This is a genomic window from Pseudomonas cavernae, assembly GCF_003595175.1.
Lineage (GTDB): Bacteria > Pseudomonadota > Gammaproteobacteria > Pseudomonadales > Pseudomonadaceae > Aquipseudomonas > Aquipseudomonas cavernae.
Genome location: NZ_CP032419.1, coordinates 4060838 through 4080964 on the forward strand (window position 1 = coordinate 4060838; position 20127 = coordinate 4080964).

The 20127-nt window shown below is 63.9% G+C and carries 24 protein-coding genes; 12 read left to right on the forward strand and 12 right to left on the reverse strand.

Going from position 1 to position 20127, the window contains the following annotated elements:
* Positions 1 to 74 precede the first annotated feature (74 nt).
* Complete coding sequence (gene algW / locus D3880_RS18465; protein ID WP_119894878.1) at positions 75 to 1238, forward strand: Do family serine endopeptidase AlgW; 1164 nt, start codon at positions 75 to 77, stop codon at positions 1236 to 1238.
* A gap of 71 nt (positions 1239 to 1309) precedes the next feature.
* Here algW and hisC read toward each other — a convergent pair whose 3' ends face one another.
* The 10 genes from hisC to D3880_RS18515 all read right to left on the reverse strand — a co-directional run bounded on the left by hisC (position 1310) and on the right by D3880_RS18515 (position 9292).
* Complete coding sequence (hisC, locus tag D3880_RS18470) at positions 1310 to 2362, reverse strand: histidinol-phosphate transaminase (RefSeq protein WP_119894879.1); 1053 nt, start codon at positions 2360 to 2362, stop codon at positions 1310 to 1312.
* Between the two features lie 88 nt (positions 2363 to 2450).
* A complete protein-coding gene (gene hisD / locus D3880_RS18475) occupies positions 2451 to 3761 on the reverse strand; it encodes a histidinol dehydrogenase (RefSeq protein ID WP_119894880.1) in 1311 nt (436 codons plus the stop codon).
* A gap of 124 nt (positions 3762 to 3885) precedes the next feature.
* Positions 3886 to 4521 carry an ATP phosphoribosyltransferase gene (gene hisG, locus D3880_RS18480; RefSeq protein WP_119894881.1) on the reverse strand — a complete coding sequence of 212 codons (636 nt, stop codon included), beginning with the start codon at positions 4519 to 4521 and terminating at the stop codon, positions 3886 to 3888.
* 72 nt (positions 4522 to 4593) lie between these two features.
* Positions 4594 to 5859, reverse strand: a complete 1266-nt coding sequence (gene murA / locus D3880_RS18485) for a UDP-N-acetylglucosamine 1-carboxyvinyltransferase (RefSeq protein WP_119894882.1) — start codon at positions 5857 to 5859, stop codon at positions 4594 to 4596.
* A 22-nt stretch (positions 5860 to 5881) separates the two neighbouring features.
* Positions 5882 to 6121 carry a BolA family protein gene (locus D3880_RS18490; protein ID WP_119894883.1) on the reverse strand — a complete coding sequence of 80 codons (240 nt, stop codon included), beginning with the start codon at positions 6119 to 6121 and terminating at the stop codon, positions 5882 to 5884.
* A 131-nt stretch (positions 6122 to 6252) separates the two neighbouring features.
* Positions 6253 to 6561 carry an STAS domain-containing protein gene (locus D3880_RS18495; RefSeq protein WP_119894884.1) on the reverse strand — a complete coding sequence of 103 codons (309 nt, stop codon included), beginning with the start codon at positions 6559 to 6561 and terminating at the stop codon, positions 6253 to 6255.
* On the reverse strand, positions 6554 to 7207 hold the full coding sequence (locus D3880_RS18500; protein ID WP_119894885.1) for an MlaC/ttg2D family ABC transporter substrate-binding protein: 654 nt from the start codon (positions 7205 to 7207) through the stop codon (positions 6554 to 6556). The genes D3880_RS18495 and D3880_RS18500 overlap by 8 nt, the downstream gene beginning before the upstream one ends.
* Before the next feature lie 11 nt (positions 7208 to 7218).
* A complete protein-coding gene (gene mlaD / locus D3880_RS18505) occupies positions 7219 to 7686 on the reverse strand; it encodes an outer membrane lipid asymmetry maintenance protein MlaD (protein ID WP_119894886.1) in 468 nt (155 codons plus the stop codon).
* A complete protein-coding gene (gene mlaE / locus D3880_RS18510; protein WP_119894887.1) occupies positions 7686 to 8483 on the reverse strand; it encodes a lipid asymmetry maintenance ABC transporter permease subunit MlaE in 798 nt (265 codons plus the stop codon). Before mlaE ends, mlaD begins: the two co-directional genes overlap by 1 nt.
* Entirely contained in the window at positions 8483 to 9292 is an 810-nt protein-coding gene (locus D3880_RS18515; protein WP_119894888.1) for an ATP-binding cassette domain-containing protein, read from the reverse strand. Before D3880_RS18515 ends, mlaE begins: the two co-directional genes overlap by 1 nt.
* Before the next feature lie 241 nt (positions 9293 to 9533).
* On the opposite strand from D3880_RS18515, the gene D3880_RS18520 reads away from it, so the two are divergent.
* The 10 genes from D3880_RS18520 to D3880_RS18565 all read left to right on the forward strand — a co-directional run bounded on the left by D3880_RS18520 (position 9534) and on the right by D3880_RS18565 (position 16554).
* Positions 9534 to 10508 (forward strand): KpsF/GutQ family sugar-phosphate isomerase, encoded by a 975-nt coding sequence (locus D3880_RS18520; RefSeq protein WP_119894889.1) that lies wholly within the window; start codon positions 9534 to 9536, stop codon positions 10506 to 10508.
* Positions 10508 to 11032 carry a KdsC family phosphatase gene (locus D3880_RS18525; protein WP_119894890.1) on the forward strand — a complete coding sequence of 175 codons (525 nt, stop codon included), beginning with the start codon at positions 10508 to 10510 and terminating at the stop codon, positions 11030 to 11032. The genes D3880_RS18520 and D3880_RS18525 overlap by 1 nt, the downstream gene beginning before the upstream one ends.
* Before the next feature lie 8 nt (positions 11033 to 11040).
* Positions 11041 to 11604 (forward strand): LPS export ABC transporter periplasmic protein LptC, encoded by a 564-nt coding sequence (lptC, locus tag D3880_RS18530; RefSeq protein ID WP_119894891.1) that lies wholly within the window; start codon positions 11041 to 11043, stop codon positions 11602 to 11604.
* Entirely contained in the window at positions 11591 to 12151 is a 561-nt protein-coding gene (gene lptA / locus D3880_RS18535) for a lipopolysaccharide transport periplasmic protein LptA (protein WP_119894892.1), read from the forward strand. Before lptC ends, lptA begins: the two co-directional genes overlap by 14 nt.
* Positions 12151 to 12876 (forward strand): LPS export ABC transporter ATP-binding protein, encoded by a 726-nt coding sequence (gene lptB, locus D3880_RS18540; protein ID WP_119894893.1) that lies wholly within the window; start codon positions 12151 to 12153, stop codon positions 12874 to 12876. The genes lptA and lptB overlap by 1 nt, the downstream gene beginning before the upstream one ends.
* 141 nt (positions 12877 to 13017) lie before the next feature.
* A complete protein-coding gene (locus D3880_RS18545) occupies positions 13018 to 14526 on the forward strand; it encodes an RNA polymerase factor sigma-54 (protein ID WP_119894894.1) in 1509 nt (502 codons plus the stop codon).
* 82 nt (positions 14527 to 14608) lie between these two features.
* Positions 14609 to 14917 (forward strand): ribosome hibernation-promoting factor, HPF/YfiA family, encoded by a 309-nt coding sequence (hpf, locus tag D3880_RS18550; protein ID WP_119894895.1) that lies wholly within the window; start codon positions 14609 to 14611, stop codon positions 14915 to 14917.
* Between the two features lie 15 nt (positions 14918 to 14932).
* Complete coding sequence (gene ptsN / locus D3880_RS18555; protein WP_119894896.1) at positions 14933 to 15397, forward strand: PTS IIA-like nitrogen regulatory protein PtsN; 465 nt, start codon at positions 14933 to 14935, stop codon at positions 15395 to 15397.
* Between the two features lie 12 nt (positions 15398 to 15409).
* A complete protein-coding gene (gene rapZ / locus D3880_RS18560; RefSeq protein ID WP_119894897.1) occupies positions 15410 to 16267 on the forward strand; it encodes an RNase adapter RapZ in 858 nt (285 codons plus the stop codon).
* Positions 16268 to 16281: 14 nt separating this feature from the next.
* On the forward strand, positions 16282 to 16554 hold the full coding sequence (locus D3880_RS18565) for an HPr family phosphocarrier protein (RefSeq protein ID WP_119894898.1): 273 nt from the start codon (positions 16282 to 16284) through the stop codon (positions 16552 to 16554).
* 62 nt (positions 16555 to 16616) lie between these two features.
* Here D3880_RS18565 and pmbA read toward each other — a convergent pair whose 3' ends face one another.
* A complete protein-coding gene (pmbA, locus tag D3880_RS18570; RefSeq protein ID WP_119894899.1) occupies positions 16617 to 17963 on the reverse strand; it encodes a metalloprotease PmbA in 1347 nt (448 codons plus the stop codon).
* A gap of 92 nt (positions 17964 to 18055) precedes the next feature.
* Here pmbA and yjgA point away from each other — a divergent pair, with 92 nt between their 5' ends.
* Positions 18056 to 18577, forward strand: coding sequence for a ribosome biogenesis factor YjgA (yjgA, locus tag D3880_RS18575; RefSeq protein WP_119894900.1), 522 nt, complete (start codon positions 18056 to 18058; stop codon positions 18575 to 18577).
* 91 nt (positions 18578 to 18668) lie between these two features.
* Here yjgA and tldD read toward each other — a convergent pair whose 3' ends face one another.
* The gene (tldD, locus tag D3880_RS18580; protein WP_119894901.1) at positions 18669 to 20126 is read right to left on the reverse strand and encodes a metalloprotease TldD; all 1458 of its coding nucleotides are present in this window, start codon (positions 20124 to 20126) and stop codon (positions 18669 to 18671) included.
* Between the last annotated feature and the right edge of the window lies 1 nt (position 20127).

Consider the following 20127-nt stretch of genomic DNA (forward strand, 5'->3'; position numbering starts at 1 on the left):
ATTGACGATCGGGCCTCTATAATGGCTCCACCTTAAGGGCCGCTCTGCGCCCTCGCAACCCTCAGGATTTTTCGATGCTCAAGGCCCTGCGTTTTCTCGGCTGGCCCCTGCTGGCCGGTGTGCTGCTCGCTCTGCTGATTATCCAGCGCTACCCGCACTGGGTCGGCCTGCCCACTCAGGAAGTGCACATGCAGCAAGCGCCACGTCTGAGCCTCCCGCTGCAGGGGCCGGTGTCCTATGCGCAGGCGGTGAGCAGCGCCGCGCCGGCGGTGGCCAACCTCTATACCACCAAGTACGTCAGCCGCCCGGCCCTGCCGCTGTTCGAGGACCCGCAGTTCCGCCGCTTCTTCGGCGACAACCTGCCGAAACAGCGGCGCATGGAATCCAGCCTCGGTTCGGCGGTGATCATGAGCCCCGAGGGCTATCTGCTGACTAACAACCACGTGACTGCCGGTGCCGACCAGATAGTCGTAGCCCTGAAAGACGGCCGCGAAACTCTCGCGCGGGTAATCGGCAGCGACCCGGAAACCGACCTGGCAGTGCTCAAGATCGACCTCAAGGACCTGCCGGCGATCACCCTCGGGCGCTCCGACAGCATCAGCATCGGCGACGTCGCCCTGGCCATCGGCAACCCCTTCGGCGTCGGCCAGACCGTGACCATGGGCATCATCAGCGCCACCGGGCGCAATCAGCTGGGCCTCAATACCTACGAGGACTTCATCCAGACCGACGCGGCGATCAACCCTGGTAACTCCGGCGGCGCGCTGGTCGACGCCCGCGGCAACCTGATTGGCATCAACACCGCGATCCTGTCGAAATCCAGCGGCTCGCAGGGCATCGGCTTCGCCATCCCGACCAAGCTGGCCCTGGAAGTGATGAAGGCTATCATCGAGCACGGCCAGGTGATTCGTGGCTGGCTGGGTATCGAAGTGCAGCCGCTGACCCCCGAACTGGCGGAGTCCTTCGGTCTCGAAGGGCGCCCCGGCATCGTCGTCGCCGGCATTTATCGCGACGGCCCGGCACAGAAGGCCGGCCTGCAGCCGGGTGACCTGATCCTCAGCATCGATAGCGAGCCAGCCAGCGACGGCCGCCGCTCGATGAACCAGGTGGCGCGCACCAAGCCGGGCCAGAAGACCATCATCGAGGTGCTGCGCAACGGCCAGAACCTCAAACTGACTGCCGAAGTGGGGCTGCGCGCGCCGCAGGCAATCAACAACGGCAACGACAAACAACCCTGACCCGCGCCGCCCCTGAAACCACAGAGCCGGACCCACTTGCACGGGTCCGGCTCTTTTTTTCACGCGACCGGCTAGAGCGTCTGCAACGCCGCCAATAAGGCCTGATTCTGCTCCGGCGCGCCGATGCTGATGCGCAGGAACTGGGCGATGCGCGCCTGCTTGAAGTGACGCACTATCACCCCCTGCTCGCGCAGCGCCGCGGCCAGTTGCGCGGCATCCTTGTGCGGATGGCGGGCGAAGACGAAGTTGGCGGCCGATGGCAGCACCTCGAAGCCGAGCGCTTGCAGGCCAGCGACCACTTGCTCGCGGCTGGCGATCACCTTGGCGCAGGTTGCCTCGAAATAGGCGCGATCCTCGAACGCCGCCGCCGCGCCGGCGATGGCCATGCGGTCCAACGGATAGGAGTTGAAGCTGTTCTTGATCCGCTCCAGCGCCTCGATCAGCTCGGGATGGCCGACCGCCAGACCGACGCGCAGGCCGGCCAGCGAGCGCGACTTCGACAGGGTCTGGGTCACCAGCAGGTTCGGGTACTTGTCCACCAGGCTGATCGCGGTCTCGCCGCCGAAGTCGATATAGGCCTCGTCGACCAGCACCACCGAATCCGGATTGGCCTGCAGCAGGCGCTCGATGGCCTCCAACGCCAGCAGGCAACCGGTCGGCGCATTGGGGTTGGGGAAGACGATGCCACCGTTCGGCCGGGCGTAGTCCTCGATGCGGATCTGGAACTGTTCGTCCAGCGCCAGCGCCTCAAAGGGGATGCCGTACAGGCCGCAGTAGACCGGGTAGAAGCTGTAGGTCACATCCGGGAACAGCAGCGGCTTGCCGTGCTGGAACAAGCCGTGGAAAGCATGCGCCAGCACCTCGTCGGAGCCGTTGCCGACGAACACCTGACTCGCCTGCACACCGTAGTAGTCGGCCACCGCCTGCTTGAGGCGCTCGCCGTTGGGATCGGGGTACAGGCGCAGGTTGTCGTTCAGCTCGGCCTGCATGGCGGACAGCGCCTGGGGCGACGGGCCGTAGGGGTTCTCGTTGGTGTTGAGCTTGACCAGCTTGGCCAGCTTCGGTTGCTCACCCGGTACATAGGGAACCAGGTCCTTGACGAAGGGGCTCCAGAATTTGCTCATGCCCTTCTCTCCTCGAATGCGTTGACATCATGGGGCCGCGCATCGATGGGTAGCGCTGCGCGCAACCCATCCTACGGCGGCCGCTGTTTCAATTTTTGATGCGGTACTCGGCGCTGCGCGCGTGGGCGGTCAGCGATTCGCCGCGGGCCAGCACCGAGGCGATCTTGCCCAGTTCCGAGGCACCGTCCGCCGAACAGTGAATGATCGACGAGCGCTTCTGGAAGTCGTACACCCCCAGCGGCGAGGAGTAGCGCGCAGTACCGGAAGTCGGCAGCACGTGATTGGGCCCGGCACAGTAGTCGCCCAGCGCCTCGGCGGTATACCTGCCCATAAATATCGCGCCGGCGTGGCGGATCTGCGGCAGCCACTTCGCGGGATCGGCGACCGACAGCTCCAAGTGCTCCGGGGCGATACGGTTAGCCACCTCGATGGCCTGAGCCATATCGGCGACCTGGATCAGCGCGCCGCGCCCCTCCATGGAAGTACGGGCAATCGCCTCGCGCTCCAGGGTCGGCAGCAGCTTGGCGATGCTCGCCGCGACCTGGTCGAGGAACGCCGCATCCGGGCTGACCAGGATCGCCTGGGCATCCTCGTCGTGCTCGGCCTGGGAGAACAGGTCCATGGCGATCCAGTCCGGATCGGTCTGACCGTCGCACACCACCAGAATCTCCGACGGCCCGGCGATCATGTCGATGCCAACCTTGCCGAACACGTGACGCTTGGCGGTGGCCACATAGATGTTGCCGGGACCGACTATCTTGTCCACCGGCGGCACGCTCTCGGTGCCATAGGCCAGCGCCGCCACGGCCTGGGCGCCGCCGATGGTGAACACCCGATCGACGCCGGCGATGGCGGCGGCGGCGAGGACGATCTCGTTGATATCCCCGCGCGGGGTCGGCACCACCATCACCACTTCCGGCACTCCGGCGACCTTGGCCGGAATCGCGTTCATCAGCACCGAGGACGGGTAAGAGGCCTTGCCGCCCGGCACATACAGGCCGGCGCGATCCAGCGGGGTGACCTGCTGGCCGAGCACGGTGCCGTCGGCCTCGGTGTAGCTCCAGGAATCCTGCTTCTGCTTCTCGTGGTAGCGGCGCACCCGCTCGGCGGCGGTTTCCAGGGCAGCACGCTGGGCCGGGGTGATACGGGTCAGGGCCAGTTCCAGGCGCTCGCGCGGCAGGATCAGGTCGGCCATGCCGGCCACCTCGAGACCGTCGAAGCGCCGGGTGTATTCGACCAGCGCCGCATCGCCACGCTCACGCACGGCGGCGATGATCTCCAGCACGCGCTGGTTGACCGCATCGTCCGACACGCTTTCCCAGCTCAGCAGATGATCCAGATGACGGGCGAAGTCCGAATCGGCGGCGTTGAGTCGGCGGATGGCGATGGGAGCGGTCATAGCGAAGCCTCGTGGTGATGGCAGGATCTCGGGCGCCGCTAGACTAGCAAGCCCACCGTGCGGGCACCCGAGAAAATTGGCTATGACACGGATAGGCGGGCGCGACGCGATGTCGCGCGGGGTGTCAGCTAGGGTGTCGCGACTCGACCGCTTGGCGCAGGGTATCGATCAGCGCCTGGATGCGCGCGTGCTGCATCTTCATCGACGCCTTGTTGACGATCAGCCGCGAACTGATCGGGGCGATCAACTCCTGCGGCTCCAGACCGTTGGCGCGCAGGGTGTTGCCGGTGTCGACCACGTCGATGATCTTGTCGGCCAGGCCGACCAGCGGCGCCAGTTCCATCGAGCCATACAGCTTGATCACATCGACCTGACGGCCCTGCTCGGCGTAGTAGCGCTTGGCGACGTTGACGAACTTGGTGGCCACGCGCAGGCGGCCCCTGGGCTCCGGCGCGCCGACTCGCCCGGCGGTCATCAGCTTGCAATTGGCGATGCGCAGATCCAGCGGCTCGTACAGGCCCTGACCACCGTATTCCAGCAGCACGTCCTTGCCGGCCACGCCGAGGTCGGCGGCACCGTGCTCGACATAGGTCGGCACGTCGGTGGCGCGCACGATCAGCAGGCGCACATCCTCCTGGGTGGTGGGGATGATCAGCTTGCGGCTCTTGTCCGGATTCTCGGTCGGCACGATGCCGGCCTCGGCCAGCAGCGGCAGGGTGTCATCGAGGATACGGCCTTTGGATAGCGCGATGGTCAGCATGAAACGAGATGTCCTTAGCGGCGTGCCCGCCCCGGCCAACCCATGGTCGGCCGGGGTCTGGCGCGCCGCCGGTTACGCCGGCACGCGGCGGATCTTGGCGCCCAACAACTGCAGTTTTTCTTCGATGCACTCGTAACCACGGTCGATGTGGTAGATGCGATCGATCAGGGTATCGCCATCGGCCACCAGCGCGGCGATCACCAGGCTGGCGGAGGCGCGCAGGTCGGTGGCCATGACTGGCGCACCCTTAAGGCTCGGCGCCCCGCTGACGATCGCGGTGTTGCCTTCGACCATGATCTGCGCACCCATGCGGGTCATTTCGTAGACGTGCATGAAGCGGTTCTCGAACACCGTCTCGATCACCGTGCCGGTACCTTCGGCGATGGTGTTGAGGGCAATGAACTGCGCCTGCATGTCGGTGGGAAACGCCGGATAGGGCGCGGTGCGCAGGTTGACCGCCTTCGGCCGCTTGCCATGCATGTCCAGCTCGATCCAGTCGGAACCACTGGTGATTTCGGCGCCGGCCTCCTGCAGCTTGGACAGCACCGCCTCGAGGATGGTCGGATCGGTGTCCTTGAGCTTGACGCGGCCGCCCGTAGCCGCAGCGGCCACCAGGTAAGTGCCGGTCTCGATACGGTCGGGCATCACGCTGTAGCGCGCACCATGCAGGCGCTCGACGCCATCGATGATGATGGTATCGGTGCCGGCGCCCTGGATCTGCGCCCCCATGGCGATCAGGCAGTTGGCCAGGTCGACCACTTCCGGCTCGCGGGCGGCGTTTTCCAGCACCGAACGGCCCTTGGCCAGGGTAGCGGCCATCATGATGTTCTCGGTACCGGTCACGCTGACGGTATCGAAGAAGAAGTGCGCACCGCGCAGGCCGCCCTCCGGCGCCTTGGCCTTGATGTAGCCACCCTCGACCTCGATCTGCGCGCCCATGGCTTCCAGGCCGCGGATGTGCAGGTCGACCGGCCGCGAACCGATGGCGCAGCCACCGGGCAGCGCCACCTCGGCCTCGCCGAAGTGGGCGACCATCGGGCCGAGCACCAGGATCGAGGCACGCATGGTCTTCACCAGCTCGTAGGGCGCCACCAGAGTCTTGATGGTGCTGGCGTCGACTTCGACGCTGAGCTTCTCGTCGACCACCGGTTCGACGCCCATGCGCCCGAACAGCTCGATCATGGTGGTGATGTCGTGCAGGTGCGGCAGGTTGCACACCGTCACCGGCTCATCGGCCAGCAGGGTGGCGGCCAGGATCGGCAACGCGGAGTTTTTCGCCCCGGAGATGCGGATTTCGCCATTCAGGCGCTCGCCACCGGTAATAATCAATTTATCCATAGGAATCTCGTCGCCCGTAGGCTCAGGAACGCTCGGCCCAGGCAGCGCGGCTGAAGAATTTCATGGTCACCGCGTGGATGCTGCCATCGGCGATCCAGGGGTTCAGGTGGGCATAGACCTGCTGTTGACGCTTGACCGGGCTCAGACCCGCCAGTTCGTCGCCGATCAGGTTCAGCTGGAAGTTACAGCCCTCGCCTTCCACTTCCACCTGGGTGTCCGCCAGCTTTGCCTCGAGAAGGTTTTTTACTTCTACGGCTTGCATGTTCAACCTCAATCAGCGCACTTGTTAACTACAGCAGAGCCTAGGCTCGCGGGTCGGCCATGATACAAAAAAGCCCCCCGCCTGCGAACCCCATGCTATGCGGGCACTGACGGAGGGCTGGGTGTCTCGCTTCAATCCTGCAGCGGCAGCAGTTCGGTCAAGCCGGAAACCTGGGCGATCCTGCCCATGTCTTTGGGCAGAGCCCGCACCACCAGACGCTTGCCGGCCACCTGGGCATCGCGCAGGAAAGCCAGCAACAAGGACAGACCGACGCTGCTCGAGTGCTCGACCGCCGCGCAGTCCAGTACCAGCTCGGATGCCTCGGCGGAGCGAATCAGGCGCCCGCCTTCGCTGCGCAGTTCAGGGCCGGAGCGATAATCGAGCACGCCCTCGAGCCGCAGCACGCCACCCGCCTCCTGGCGAATGCTGGCTTCACTCATGGCCGGCAGCCTGCTGGCCAGCCTCGGTGTTTTTCGCGTTGGCCACCACCTGCGCCCAACCATCGATGGTCTTGTTCAGGTCGTTGCCATTTCTTTGCATGGCATCGGCGAACTGATCGCGGAACAGCTTGCCGATGTTGATGCCGTTGATGGTGACGTTACGCAGCATCCACTGGTCGTTGATCTTCACCATGGTGTAGGTCACCGGATAGATCGTGCCGTTGCTGCCGCGCACCTCCATATTGACGCTGGTACGGTCTGGGTCCGACTGCTTGGCGCTGCTCGGCAGCACGCGGATGTCCTGATTGTCGTACTCCAGCAGGGCATTGCCGTAGAACTGCATCAGGCTGCGCTTGAAGTTCTCCTGGAAGCGCGTCATCTGCTCGGGGCTAGCGCCGCGCGAATACTTGACGGTCATGATGCTGCGGGAAATACCGTCCGTGTCCACCACCGGGCCGATGATGCGGTTCAGCGCGTCGTAAAAGGCGCTCGGATTGCTGCGATACTGCTCCTTGTTGGCCTTCAGGTTCTGGAGCATTTCACTGGTGGTCCGCTGCACCACCTGCTGCGCCGCAGGCGCGGCAAGGACGAACAGCGGGAATACGGCCAGCAGCACCAGCAGGCCGCGACGCAGAACATTAATCATGGGCAAAGTCCTCACTTGGCTTCTTTGTTCACCGAGTTGATCAGGAATTTCCCGATCAAGTCCTCCAACACTAACGACGACTGAGTGTCATGAATGGTTCCGCCATCCTTGAGCACGGCGTCGTCTCCGCCGACGCTGAGGCCAACATATTTCTCGCCCAGCAGACCGGCGGTGAGAATCGAAGCCGTGGAGTCGGCGGGCAGATTGTCCACGCGCTTTTCCAGCTCCATGGTCACCCGCCCGGTATAGCTGTCGCGATCCAGATCGATGGCCGTGACCTTGCCAATGGTGACCCCGGCCATGGTGACCTTGGCCCTGACAGTCAGGCCGGCGATGTTGTCGAAATTGGCGTACAACTTATAAGTGTCCTGCCCGGCGCCCACCGACAGGCCGCTGACCCGCAGCGCCAGCAGCAGCAAGGCCAACAAGCCAGCCAGGAGGAACAGGCCGACACCAATTTCCAGGGTGCGGATTTGCATCAGAAATCTCCAAACATCAAAGCGGTCAGGATGAAGTCCAGGCCTAGCACGGCCAGCGAGGCATAGACCACAGTTTTTGTCGTTGCACGGCTGATCCCTTCCGAGGTCGGCTCGCAGTCATAACCCTGGAATACGGCGATCCAGGTCACCACCCAGGCGAAAACAATGCTCTTGATCACGCCATTGAGCACGTCGTCATAGAAGGACACGCTGTTTTGCATGTTCGCCCAGAACGAGCCCTCGTAGACGCCGAGCCAGTCGATGGCCACCATCGCCCCACCCCAGATACCGACCACGCAGAAGATCAGGGTCAGCAGCGGCAGGGAGATGAAGCCGGCCAACAGACGCGGAGCGATGATGTACTTGAGCGGGTCGACACCGATCATCGCCAGACTCGAGAGCTGCTCGGTGGATTTCATATTGCCGATTTCCGCCGTCAGCGCCGAACCGGCACGCCCGGCGAACAACAGCGCGGTCACCACCGGGCCGAGCTCACGCAGCAAGGTCAGGGCCACCATCTGCCCGACCGCCTGCTCGGAGCCGTAATCACTGAGGATGCTGAAACCCTGCAGCGCCAGCACCATGCCGATGAAGACGCCGGACACCACGATGATCACCAGCGACAGCACGCCGACCGCGTACAGCTGCTTGATCAGCAACTGCAGCCAATGGCCCTGACCGTTGTGCCCGAACATGGCGCGCACGAGAAAGATGGTCGACTTGCCCAGCGCAGCGACCACGTCGATGCCTGCCCGCCCGAGCAGACGAATGCGCTCGATAATGGATTTCTTGCGCATCAGCGCGCCCCCAGAAGATCGTCGCGGTAATCCGGCGCCGGATAATGGAAAGGCACCGGCCCATCCTCCGTGCCTTTCATAAACTGATGGATACGCGGGTTGTCGGAATTCATCAGCTCGGCTGGCGTGCCCTGCCCCAGGACCTGGCCATCACCCACCACATAGAGGTAATCGGCGATGCTCGCGGTTTCCGCCAGATCGTGGGACACGACGATACTGGTGATCCCCAGCGCATCGGTGAGCAGACGGATCAGCCGCACCAGCACGCCCATGGCGATCGGGTCCTGGCCAACGAAGGGTTCGTCATACATGAGAATCTGCGGGTCCAGGGCAATCGCCCGCGCCAGCGCCACGCGGCGCTTCATGCCGCCCGACAGCTCATCCGGCATCAGCTCGATCGCACCGCGCAGGCCGACCGCCTCGAGCTTCATCAGGACGATGTCGCGGATCATCTCTTCCGGCAACTGGGTGTGCACGCGCAACGGAAAGGCGACGTTCTCGAACACATCGAGATCGGTGAACAACGCGCCGCTCTGGAACAGCACACCCATCTGCTTGCGCATATCGAACAGTTCACGGCGCGAAAGATCGGGAAGATTCTGGCCATTGACCCGGATCTCGCCGCTGGCGGGGCGCAACTGCGCGCCGATCAAGCGAAGAAGGGTGGTCTTGCCGCAACCGGAAGGCCCCATGATCCCGGTGACCTTGCCGCGCGGAAAACGGATATCCACATTGTCGAAAATACTGCGGGAGCCACGCTTGAAGGAGACGCCCTTCAGCTCGACCGCATAGGCATTATCGGCGCTCATCTAGACTCCTTGCGATGCAGCCTTCCCGTTCAGATGCCAGCGCCCCGAAAGAAAATCGCGCTGACTGGACGGGCCGAATAGGCCGCGCACTATAGCATTGCGCCTGCTGGCACCCAAGCGCGAAACCGCTCGCGCCGGCATTGTGAGCGCGCTGCCAACCGCAGATGCAAAGCTCAGGTGAGTGATTTGCCCTTTGCCGCTATAATCGCCACCCTTTCACCCGGCCAGCGCAACGATTCCCATGACGCACCCCAGTGACCTGATCCAGTCCGCACAGCGCACCATCCGCCTGGAACTCGAGGCGGTAGAGGGCCTGCTGCCACGTATCGACGCCAATTTCGTGCGCGCCTGCGAGTTGATTCTCGCCTGCAAGGGCCGCGTGGTCGTGGTCGGCATGGGCAAGTCCGGGCACATCGGCAACAAGATCGCCGCCACCCTGGCCAGCACCGGCACCACCGCCTTCTTCGTCCACCCGGCCGAAGCTAGCCATGGCGACATGGGCATGATCACCCGTGACGATTTGGTGCTGGCCCTGTCCAACTCCGGCTCGACGGCGGAAATCGTCACCCTGCTGCCACTGATCAAGCGCCTCGGCATCACTCTGATCAGCATGACCGGCAACCCCGACTCGCCGCTGGCCAAGGCCGCCGAGGCCAACCTCGACGCCCGCGTCCCGCAGGAAGCCTGCCCGCTGAACCTAGCGCCGACGTCGTCGACCACCGCCGCCCTGGTGCTCGGCGACGCTCTGGCCATCGCCCTGCTGGAGGCGCGCGGCTTTACCGCCGAGGACTTCGCCTTCTCGCACCCGGGCGGCGCGCTGGGCCGACGCCTGCTGCTGAAGGTGGAAAACGTCATGCATGCCGGCAGCGACTTGCCGCAGGTGCAACGCGGCACGGCACTGAAGGTCGCCCTCCTGGAGATGACCGAGAAAGGCCTGGGCATGACCGCCATAGTCGAGAGCGACGGTCATCTCGCTGGAATCTTCACCGATGGCGACCTGCGCCGCGCCCTCGACCGCGGCATCGACATCCGCCAGGCAACCATCGACAGTGTCATGACCCCGCACGGCAAGACCGCACGCGCGGAAATGCTCGCCGCCGAGGCGCTGAAAATCATGGAAGACCACAAGATCAGTGCACTGGTGGTGGTCGACGCGCAGGATCGACCGATTGGCGCCCTGAATATGCATGACCTGCTGCGCGCCGGAGTGATGTGATGAGCGACGAACTGCTGCAACGCGCCCGCGCGATCAAGTTGGCGATCTTCGATGTCGACGGCGTACTGACCGACGGCCGTCTGTACTTCCTCACCGACGGCAGCGAATTCAAGACCTTCAACACCCTCGACGGCCATGGCATCAAGATGCTGATCAACTCCGGGGTGCGCACCGCCATCATCAGCGGACGCAAAACCCCGGTGGTCGAACGCCGCGCACAGAACCTGGGGATTCAACACCTCTACCAAGGCCGCGAAGACAAACTGGTGGTACTCGACGAACTGCTCGGTGAACTCGGCCTAAAGTATGAGCAAGTGGCCTACCTGGGCGACGACTTGCCGGACCTGCCGGTGATTCGCCGCGTCGGCCTAGGTATGGCGGTAGCCAGCGCCGACCGCTTCGTCCGCGAACACGCCCACGGCGTCACCCAGGCACGCGGCGGCGAAGGCGCGGCCCGTGAGTTTTGCGAACTGATCATGTGCGCCCAAGGCAGCCTGGATGCTGCCCAAGCCGCCTACCTGTAGAGCCGAGCATGCTGCGCAAACTGCTTCTCACCCTGTTCTTTGGCCTCGCCGCCGCACTGCTGGTGGCGCTTGGCTACTGGAACATCGCCCCGGAAAACGACAAGGTGGCCAACACCGGCGCCGACACCGCCATCGACTTCTATGCGGTCAACGCCCGCACCGTGCAGTATCAGGCCGACGGCAAACTGCATTACGAGATGACCGGGACCAAGATCGAGCACCTCAAGGCTAGCGATGTCAGCCTAGTGTCCCAGCCGGACCTGCAACTCTACCGTGGCACGCCATTGCCCTGGCACGTGCGCAGCGAGCGCGCCGAAGTGTCACCCAACGGTCAGGAGGTCGAACTGATCGATGCCGTACGCGTCGAACGCACCGACGCTAAGGGTCGCCCGACCATCATTACCACCAGCCGCATGACCGTGTTCCCCGACAAGGAATATGCGCAGACCCAGCAAGCCGTTAGAATCGAGGCCGCCAACGGGGTGACCACGGCTAATGGAATGAAAGCGTATTTGAAAGACAGCCGGGTGCTCCTGCTGTCCAACGTAAGAGGCCAGCATGAGGTTCGTTAACCAGTTCTCCCTCCGCACCCTGCCCCTGCTCTTCAGCCTGGGTGCCACCATTGCGAGCACCAGCGCCTGGGCACTACCGACCGACCGCGAACAGCCGATCCGCGTGCAGGCCGACAGCGCCGAGTTGGACGACAAGCAAGGCGTCGCGGTGTACCGTGGCGGCGTGATCATCACTCAGGGCAGCATGAAGATCACCGGCGACACGGTGACCATCACCCAGACCGCCGAAGGCGACATCGACGTGTTCACCTCGGTGGGCAAACCGGCCTACTACGAGCAGAAACCGGAGGTCGACAAGGAAATCGTCAAGGCCTATGGCCTGACCATCCAGTACTTCGCCAGCAAGGACCGCATCGTCCTGATCGACCAGGCCAAGGTGATTCAGGAAGGCAACACCTTCGAGGGCGAGAAGATCGTCTATGACACCCAGCGCCAGATCGTCAACGCCGGCCGCGCCACGGGCACCAACGTGACCACCCCGCGCCCGCGCATCGACATGGTCATCCAACCGAAGAAAAAACCCGCCGACCAGCAGGCGCCGCAGTAATGGCCACCCTGAAAGCCCAGCACCTGGCAAAAAGCTACAAAGGCCGCCAGGTTGTCCGCGACGTCAGCCTGTCGATCGAAAGTGGGCAGATCGTCGGCCTGCTCGGCCCCAACGGCGCCGGCAAGACCACCTGCTTCTACATGATCGTCGGCCTGGTCGGCGCCGATCAGGGCCGTGTGCGCATCGATCAACAGGACGTCACCCACCTGCCCATGCATGGCCGCGCACGCGCCGGGATTGGCTACCTGCCGCAGGAAGCCTCGATTTTTCGCAAGCTGTCAGTCGCCGACAACATCATGGCGATCCTAGAAACCCGCCAGGACCTCGACCGCGCCGGACGACGCAAGGAGTTGGAAAACCTGCTGCAGGAATTCCACATCAGCCATATCCGCGACAACCTCGGCATGAGCCTGTCTGGCGGCGAGCGCCGGCGCGTAGAAATTGCCCGCGCCCTGGCCACCGCCCCGAAGTTCATCCTCCTCGACGAACCCTTTGCCGGCGTCGACCCCATTTCGGTTGGCGACATCAAGCAGATCATCCACCACCTCAAGGCCAAAGGCATTGGCGTCCTGATCACCGATCACAACGTACGGGAAACCCTGGATATCTGTGAGACGGCCTACATCGTCAACGATGGCCAATTGATCGCCGAGGGCGATGCCGAGACGATCCTGGCCAACCAATTGGTGAAAGAAGTCTACCTGGGTCACGAATTCCGCCTGTAGTACGGCCGGTGCGCGACAAGGCGGCAGTAGACTAGGAAAACGCCTAAGGATCAGGCATATAATTTGCTTCCTGACGGCACCCCGGCGCCCCGTAGTGGATGGCGCCTCGGCGCCGGCGAATAAGGTACTAAGCCCTCTGCCATGAAACCATCGCTAGTCCTTAAGATGGGCCAGCAGCTGACGATGACACCGCAGCTGCAACAAGCCATCCGCCTCCTCCAGCTGTCGACCCTGGATCTGCAACAAGAGATTCAGGAAGCCCTGGAATCGAACCCGATGCTCGAACGCCAGGAAGATGGCGACGACTTCGACAATGCCGATCCACTGGCCGATGGCGCCGACACTCCGAGTGCTCCCGCCGAGCAGAGCGAGTCCTTCGCGGAAAGCAGCTACCAGGAAGTCAACTCATCGGTCGACAACTTGGAGGAAGGCGAATGGAACGAACGCATCCCCAGCGAACTGCCCGTCGACACCGCCTGGGAAGACATCTACCAGACCAGCGCCAGCAGCCTGCCCAGCAACGATGATGACGAGTGGGACTTCACCACCCGCACCTCGTCCGGCGAAAGCCTGCAAACCCACTTATTGTGGCAGCTCAACCTGGCGCCGATGTCCGACAAGGACCGCCTGATCGCCGTCACCCTGATCGACTGCATCAACGACCAGGGCTATCTGGAGGAAAGCCTGCAGGAAGTGCTCGAAGCCTTCGACCCGGAGCTGGACATCGAACTGGACGAAGTGGAAGCGGTGCTGCATCGCATCCAGCAATTCGAGCCGGCCGGCATCGGCGCGCGCGACCTGCGCGAATGCCTGCTCCTGCAACTACGCCAGCTGTCGGCCAAGACCCCCTGGCTGAGCGAGGCCCAGCGCCTGGCCGGCGACTACCTCGACCTGCTCGGCGGCCGCGACTACAGCCAGTTGATGCGCCGCATGCGCCTCAAGGAAGACGAGCTGCGTCAGGTCATCGAGCTGATCCAGAGCCTCAACCCGCGCCCCGGCTCGCAGATCGAGTCGAGCGAGGCGGAATACGTGGTGCCCGACGTCATTGTGCGCAAACATAACGACCGCTGGCTGGTGGAGCTGAACCAGGAAGCCATGCCGCGCCTGCGGGTCAACCCGCAATACGCCAGTTTCGTGCGCCGCGCCGATGCCAGCGCCGACAACACCTTCATGCGCAATCAGCTGCAGGAAGCACGCTGGTTCATCAAGAGCCTGCAAAGTCGCAACGAGACGCTGATGAAGGTCGCCACCCAGATCGTCGAACATCAGCGTGGCTTCCTCGACTATGGCGACGAGGCGATGAAGCCGCTGGTGCTGCACGACATCGCCGAAGCCGTGGGCATGCACGAATCGACCATTTCCCGGGTCACCACGCAGAAATTCATGCACACGCCGCGTGGCATTTACGAGTTGAAATACTTCTTCTCCAGCCACGTCAGCACCGCCGAAGGCGGCGAATGCTCCTCCACCGCAATCCGCGCGATCATCAAAAAACTGGTCGCTGCGGAAAATGCGAAAAAGCCGTTGAGCGACAGCAAGATCGCTGGTTTACTGGAAGCACAGGGCATTCAAGTAGCCCGTCGCACCGTCGCCAAATACCGTGAATCCCTCGGAATAGCGCCTTCCAGCGAACGCAAGCGACTGATGTGACGGCAACATTGATCCAGGCCAAAGTGTTCCGGTGACAGGCCCGTTAGCCTGTTTTTACACACGGCAATAAGGAGAACGCGGTATGCAAGTCAACATCAGTGGACATCAACTGGATGTGACCGACACCCTACGCGACTATGTCGGCGAAAAACTCGGACGACTGGAGCGCCACTTCGACAAAATCACCAACGTGCAGGTCACCATGACGGTCGAGAAGCTCAGACAGAAAATCGAAGCGACCCTGCACATCGCCGGCGGCGAAGTCGTCGCCAATGCCGAACACGAAGACATGTACGCAGCAATCGATCTACTCACCGACAAGCTCGACCGCCAACTCATCAAGCACAAGGAAAAGCAGCAGGGTCGCCTGCAAGGCGCCCCGGCGCGCTGACACCATTCCCTACCCATGATTCGACTCGAGCACATCCTGACCCCCGGCCGTTCCCTGGTGAACGTGCCGGGCGGCAGTAAAAAACGTGTACTGGAACAAATCGCCAACTTGGTCGCCCGCGAATTGCCCGACCTCGATGGCCAAGATATTTTCGAAAGCCTGGTGGCCCGCGAAAAACTCGGCTCGACCGGTTTCGGCAACGGCATCGCCATCCCCCACTGCCGCCTGCCGGGCTGTGCCGCGCCAATCAGCGCGCTGCTGCGCCTGGAAGCCCCGGTCGACTTCGATGCCATCGACGGCGCACCGGTGGACCTGCTGTTCGTCCTGCTGGTACCGGAAGCGGCCACCGACGAACACCTGGAATTGCTGCGGCAGATCGCCAGCATGCTGGACCGCAGCGACGTACGTGAGCGCCTGCGCCATGCCCAGAGCAGCGACAGCCTGTATCAGGTCGTTGTGGACGTTCAGAACGGTTCCTAAGGAAGTCTCCTCATGCGCTTGATCATCGTCAGCGGCCGCTCCGGCTCAGGCAAGAGCACCGCCCTCGATGTCCTTGAGGACAACGGCTTCTACTGCATCGACAACCTGCCGGCCACCTTGCTGCCGGAACTCGCCGAACGCGCCCTGCTGCACACCGAGCTGCTCGAACCGCTGGTGGCCGTGTCGATCGATGCGCGCAACCTGCCCAGCCAGCTCAAGCGCTTCCCCGAACTGCTCGCCGAGGTGCGCGCCCGCCATATCAACTGCGACGTGTTGTACCTCGACGCCGACGACGCCACCCTGCTCAAGCGCTTCTCCGAGACCCGCCGGCGCCACCCGCTGACCAACGAGAATCGGCCGCTGGCCGAGGCGATCGCGGATGAGGCCAACCTGCTGGGGCCGATCGCCGACCTCGCCGATCTGAAGATCGACACCACCCATCTCAACCTCTATCAGCTACGCGACACCCTCAAGCTGCGCCTGCTGAACAAACCCGAACCGGGTACGGCCTTCCTGGTCGAATCCTTCGGTTTCAAGCGCGGCATGCCGGTGGACGCCGACCTGGTGTTCGACGTGCGCTGCCTGCCCAATCCCTACTGGAAGCCCGAACTGCGCGACCATTCAGGATTGGAGCAACCGGTGGTCGACTACCTGACGGCGCAGCCGGACGTCGAAGAGATGTACCAAGACATCCTCGCCTACCTGAACAAATGGTTGCCGCGCTTCGCCGCCAGCAATCGTGCCTATGTGACGATCGCCATTGGTTGCACCGGCGGCCATCATCGCTCGGTGTACCTGGCCGAGCGCCTCGGCCAAGCCCTCAAACAGCCTCTGAAGAATGTCCAGGTTCGCCACCGCGACCTCAGCTAAGGATTCTTACCGCGATGCCTGCCTGCGAAATCACCATCATCAACAAGCTCGGCCTGCACGCCCGCGCCGCCGCCAAGTTCGTCGGCGTCGCGGGCCGCTTCCCGTGTCGGGTGCGCATCGGCCGCAGCCCGGAAAGCTGCGTCGATGGCAAAAGCATCATGTCGGTGATGATGTTGGCCGCCGGCAAGGGCACCGGCATTCACCTGCACACCGAGGGCGAGCAGGAAAACGAGGCGCTGAATGCGTTGATCGAGCTGATCAACAACAGGTTTGACGAAGGCGAGTAAGCGCAGCCAATGAAAAAGGGGCTGCCAGCCTAGCTGTGCAGCCCCTTTTTCATGGCGCCGGCTTAGCTGCCGGCCACCGTCATCCGCTCGATCAGCACCGAGCCGCTGCGGATATTGCCGCGCAGCTCGAGATCGCCGCCCACCGCCACGATCTGCTGGAACATCTCGCGTAGGTTGCCGGCGATGGTCACCTCCTGCACCGGGAACTGGATTTCGCCGTTCTCCACCCAATAGCCGCCGGCGCCGCGCGAGTAGTCGCCGGTCACCAGATTCAGCCCCTGACCCATCAGTTCGGTGACCAGCAAGCCGCGGCCCATGCGCTTGAGCAGCGCGGCCTGGTCCTCGTCGCCATGGCTGACGAACAGGTTGTGCACGCCACCGGCGTTGGCCGTGCTGGGCAGGCCGAGCTTGCGCCCGGAATAGGTGCCGAGGATGTAGGAACGCAGCACGCCCTGCTCGACGAAGTGCTTGTCATAGGTCGCCAGGCCATCGCCATCGAAGCTGGCACTGCCCAGTGCGCGCGGGATGTGCGGGCGCTCGTCGAGGGACAGCCAGCTAGGGAACAGCTGCTGGCCCAGGCTGCCTTCGAGGAAGGACGACTGGCGATAGAGGTTGCCGCCGGAGATCGCCGCGAGAAAATGGCCGAACAGCCCGCCGGCCAGCTCGGCACTGAACAGCACCGGCACCTCGCAGGTCGGCACCGGTCGTGCACCGAGGCGCCGCACCGTGCGTTCGGCGGCGCGGCGGCCGATGCTGCTGGCATCGGCCAGCTGAGTGCCGATGCGGTTGACGTCGTACCAGTAGTCGCGCTGCATCTGCGCCTCGCTGCCGGCGATCATCACGCAGCTCAAGCTGTGCCGGGTGCTGGCGTAACCGCCGATGAAGCCGTGGCTGTTGCCGTACACCCGGCAACCCTGATGGGTACTCAGCGAAGTACCGTCGGCCTTGCTGATCCGCGCATCGGTGGCGAAGGCCTCGGCCTCGCAGTTCAGGGCCAGTTCGATGGCCTGCTCGGGGCTGATGGCCCAGGGATGGTAGAGATCCAGCTCGGGCAACTCGCGCGCCATCAGCTCAGGCGCGGCCAGGCCGGCGCACTCGTCTTCCGAGGTGTGCTTGGCGATGGCCAGGGCGGCGGCCACGGTATCCCGAATCGCCTCGGCGCCGGTCGCCGAAGTGCTCGCCGAGCCCTTGCGCTGGCCGACATAGAGGGTGATGCCGAAGCCCTGGTCGCGGTTGAACTCGACCGTTTCCACTTCACCTTCGCGCACCGAAGTGGACAGCCCCTGATCCACCGAGACTGCCACCTCGCAAGCGCTGGCACCCTGACGCTTGGCTTCGGCGATGATCTGCTCGACCTGCTCCTGCAGCTGCGGCAGCGCCTGTGGGCCGACACCTTCAATTGCACTCATACTGCACTCCACTCGATTCGGTACTTTCATTCAGCCAAGACCGCCGGCCCTGGACTGGTTATCATGGCGGCGTTTTCCACTGGACTACCCCCATGTCTGACTATCTCGACGACGACTTTTCTGGCGAGAAAAGCAAATCCCAGGTCAAGCGCGAACTGCATGCTCTGCAGGACCTCGGCGAGCGCCTGATCACGCTCAAGCCCGACCTGCTCGCCAAACTGCCACTGACCGACGCCCTGCGTCGCGCCCTGGCCGAAGCGCCGAAGCACACCGCCAATGTCGCGCGCAAACGGCATATCCAGTTCATCGGCAAGCTGATGCGCGAACAGGATATCGAGGCGATTCTCGCCCTGATCGACCAGCTCGACGCCTCCACCCGCCAGTACAACGAACGTTTCCACGCCCTCGAGCGCTGGCGTGACCGGCTGATCGCGGAAGGCGACGAGGCGCTGGAGCGCTTCGTCGCCGATTATCCCGAGACCGACCGCCAACACCTGCGCGGGCTGATCCGCCATGCCCAGCACGAGGCAGCGCGCAACAAGCCGCCAGCCGCCTTGCGCAAGATCTTCAAATACATCCGTGAGCTGGATGAGGCTCAGCGCGGCTTGCGCTGAATCTCATCCGTAGGGTGGGTTAGCCGCGACGCGGCGTAACCCACGCGATGGGTATCGCTGCGCCCAACCCATCCTACAAGCTCAGCCCTCTCTACGACCCGGTTCCGCCGACGGTGATCGCATCGATCTTCAGGGTCGGCTGGCCAACGCCCACCGGCACCGACTGGCCGTCCTTGCCGCAGGTGCCGACGCCGCTGTCCAGGGCCAGGTCGTTGCCGACCATCGACACCCGGCTCATCGCCTCCGGACCATTGCCGATCAGGGTCGCGCCCTTGACCGGCGCGGTGATCCTGCCGTCCTCGATCAAATAGGCCTCGCTGGTGGAAAACACGAACTTGCCGCTGGTGATGTCCACCTGGCCACCGCCGAGGTTGGCGCAGTACAGACCACGCTTCACCGAACGGATGATCTCTTCTGGCTCGCTCTGCCCGGCCAGCATGTAGGTATTGGTCATGCGCGGCATCGGCAGATGCGCATAGGATTCGCGGCGGCCGTTGCCGGTGCGCGCCACGCCCATCAGGCGGGCGTTCAGCTTGTCCTGCATATAGCCCTTGAGCACGCCGTTCTCGATCAGCGTGGTGCACTGGGTCGGCGTGCCCTCGTCGTCCATGCTCAGCGAACCGCGGCGTTCGGCCAGGGTGCCGTCATCGACTATGGTGCACAGGCTCGATGCCACCTGCTCGCCGATCCGTCCGCTGTAGGCGGAACTGCCTTTGCGGTTGAAGTCGCCTTCCAGACCATGGCCGACCGCCTCGTGCAACAGCACCCCGGACCAGCCGGCGCCCATCACCACCGGCAGGGTACCGGCCGGCGCGGGAACCGCCTCGAGATTGACCAATGCCTGACGCAGCGCCTCACGGGCATAGCCCATGGCGCGGTCTTCGTTGAGGCCGTTTTTCTGCAAAAAGTACCGGTAATCGGTACGCCCGCCGCCGCCCTGGCCACCGCGCTCACGACGGCCGTTCTGCTCGACGATGACGCTGACGTTGAAGCGCACCAGCGGGCGGATATCGGCGCCCAGACTACCGTCCGTGGCGGCCACCAGGATGTGTTCCCAGACCCCGGCCAGGCTCACCGTGACCTGCTTGATGCGCGGATCGAGGGCGCGGGTGGCGGCATCCACGCGCTTGAGCAGCTCGACCTTCTCCGCCCGGCTGAGCACCTCCAGCGGGTTGTCGGCGGCATACAGCGGCGCGGCCGCGGCGCCGGCGAAGGCCTGCACCCTGCCCTGCTGGCCGGCGCGGGCGATCGAGCGCGCGGCCTGCGCTGCCTGGCCCAGGGCCTCGCGGTGAATCGCATTGCTGTAGGCGAAGCCGGTCTTCTCGCCGGACTGGGCACGCACGCCGACGCCCTGGTCGAGGTTGAAGCTGCCTTCCTTGACGATGCCATCCTCCAGCACCCAGGTCTCCGAGACCTGACGCTGGAAATACAGGTCGGCGGCGTCGATGCCGGGGCCGGCCAGCTCACCGAGCAGCGCCGGCAGCGCCTCGATGCTCAGCTCACCCGGGGCCAGCAGCTGGTCGCTGACGGATAACAACAGATCGCTCATA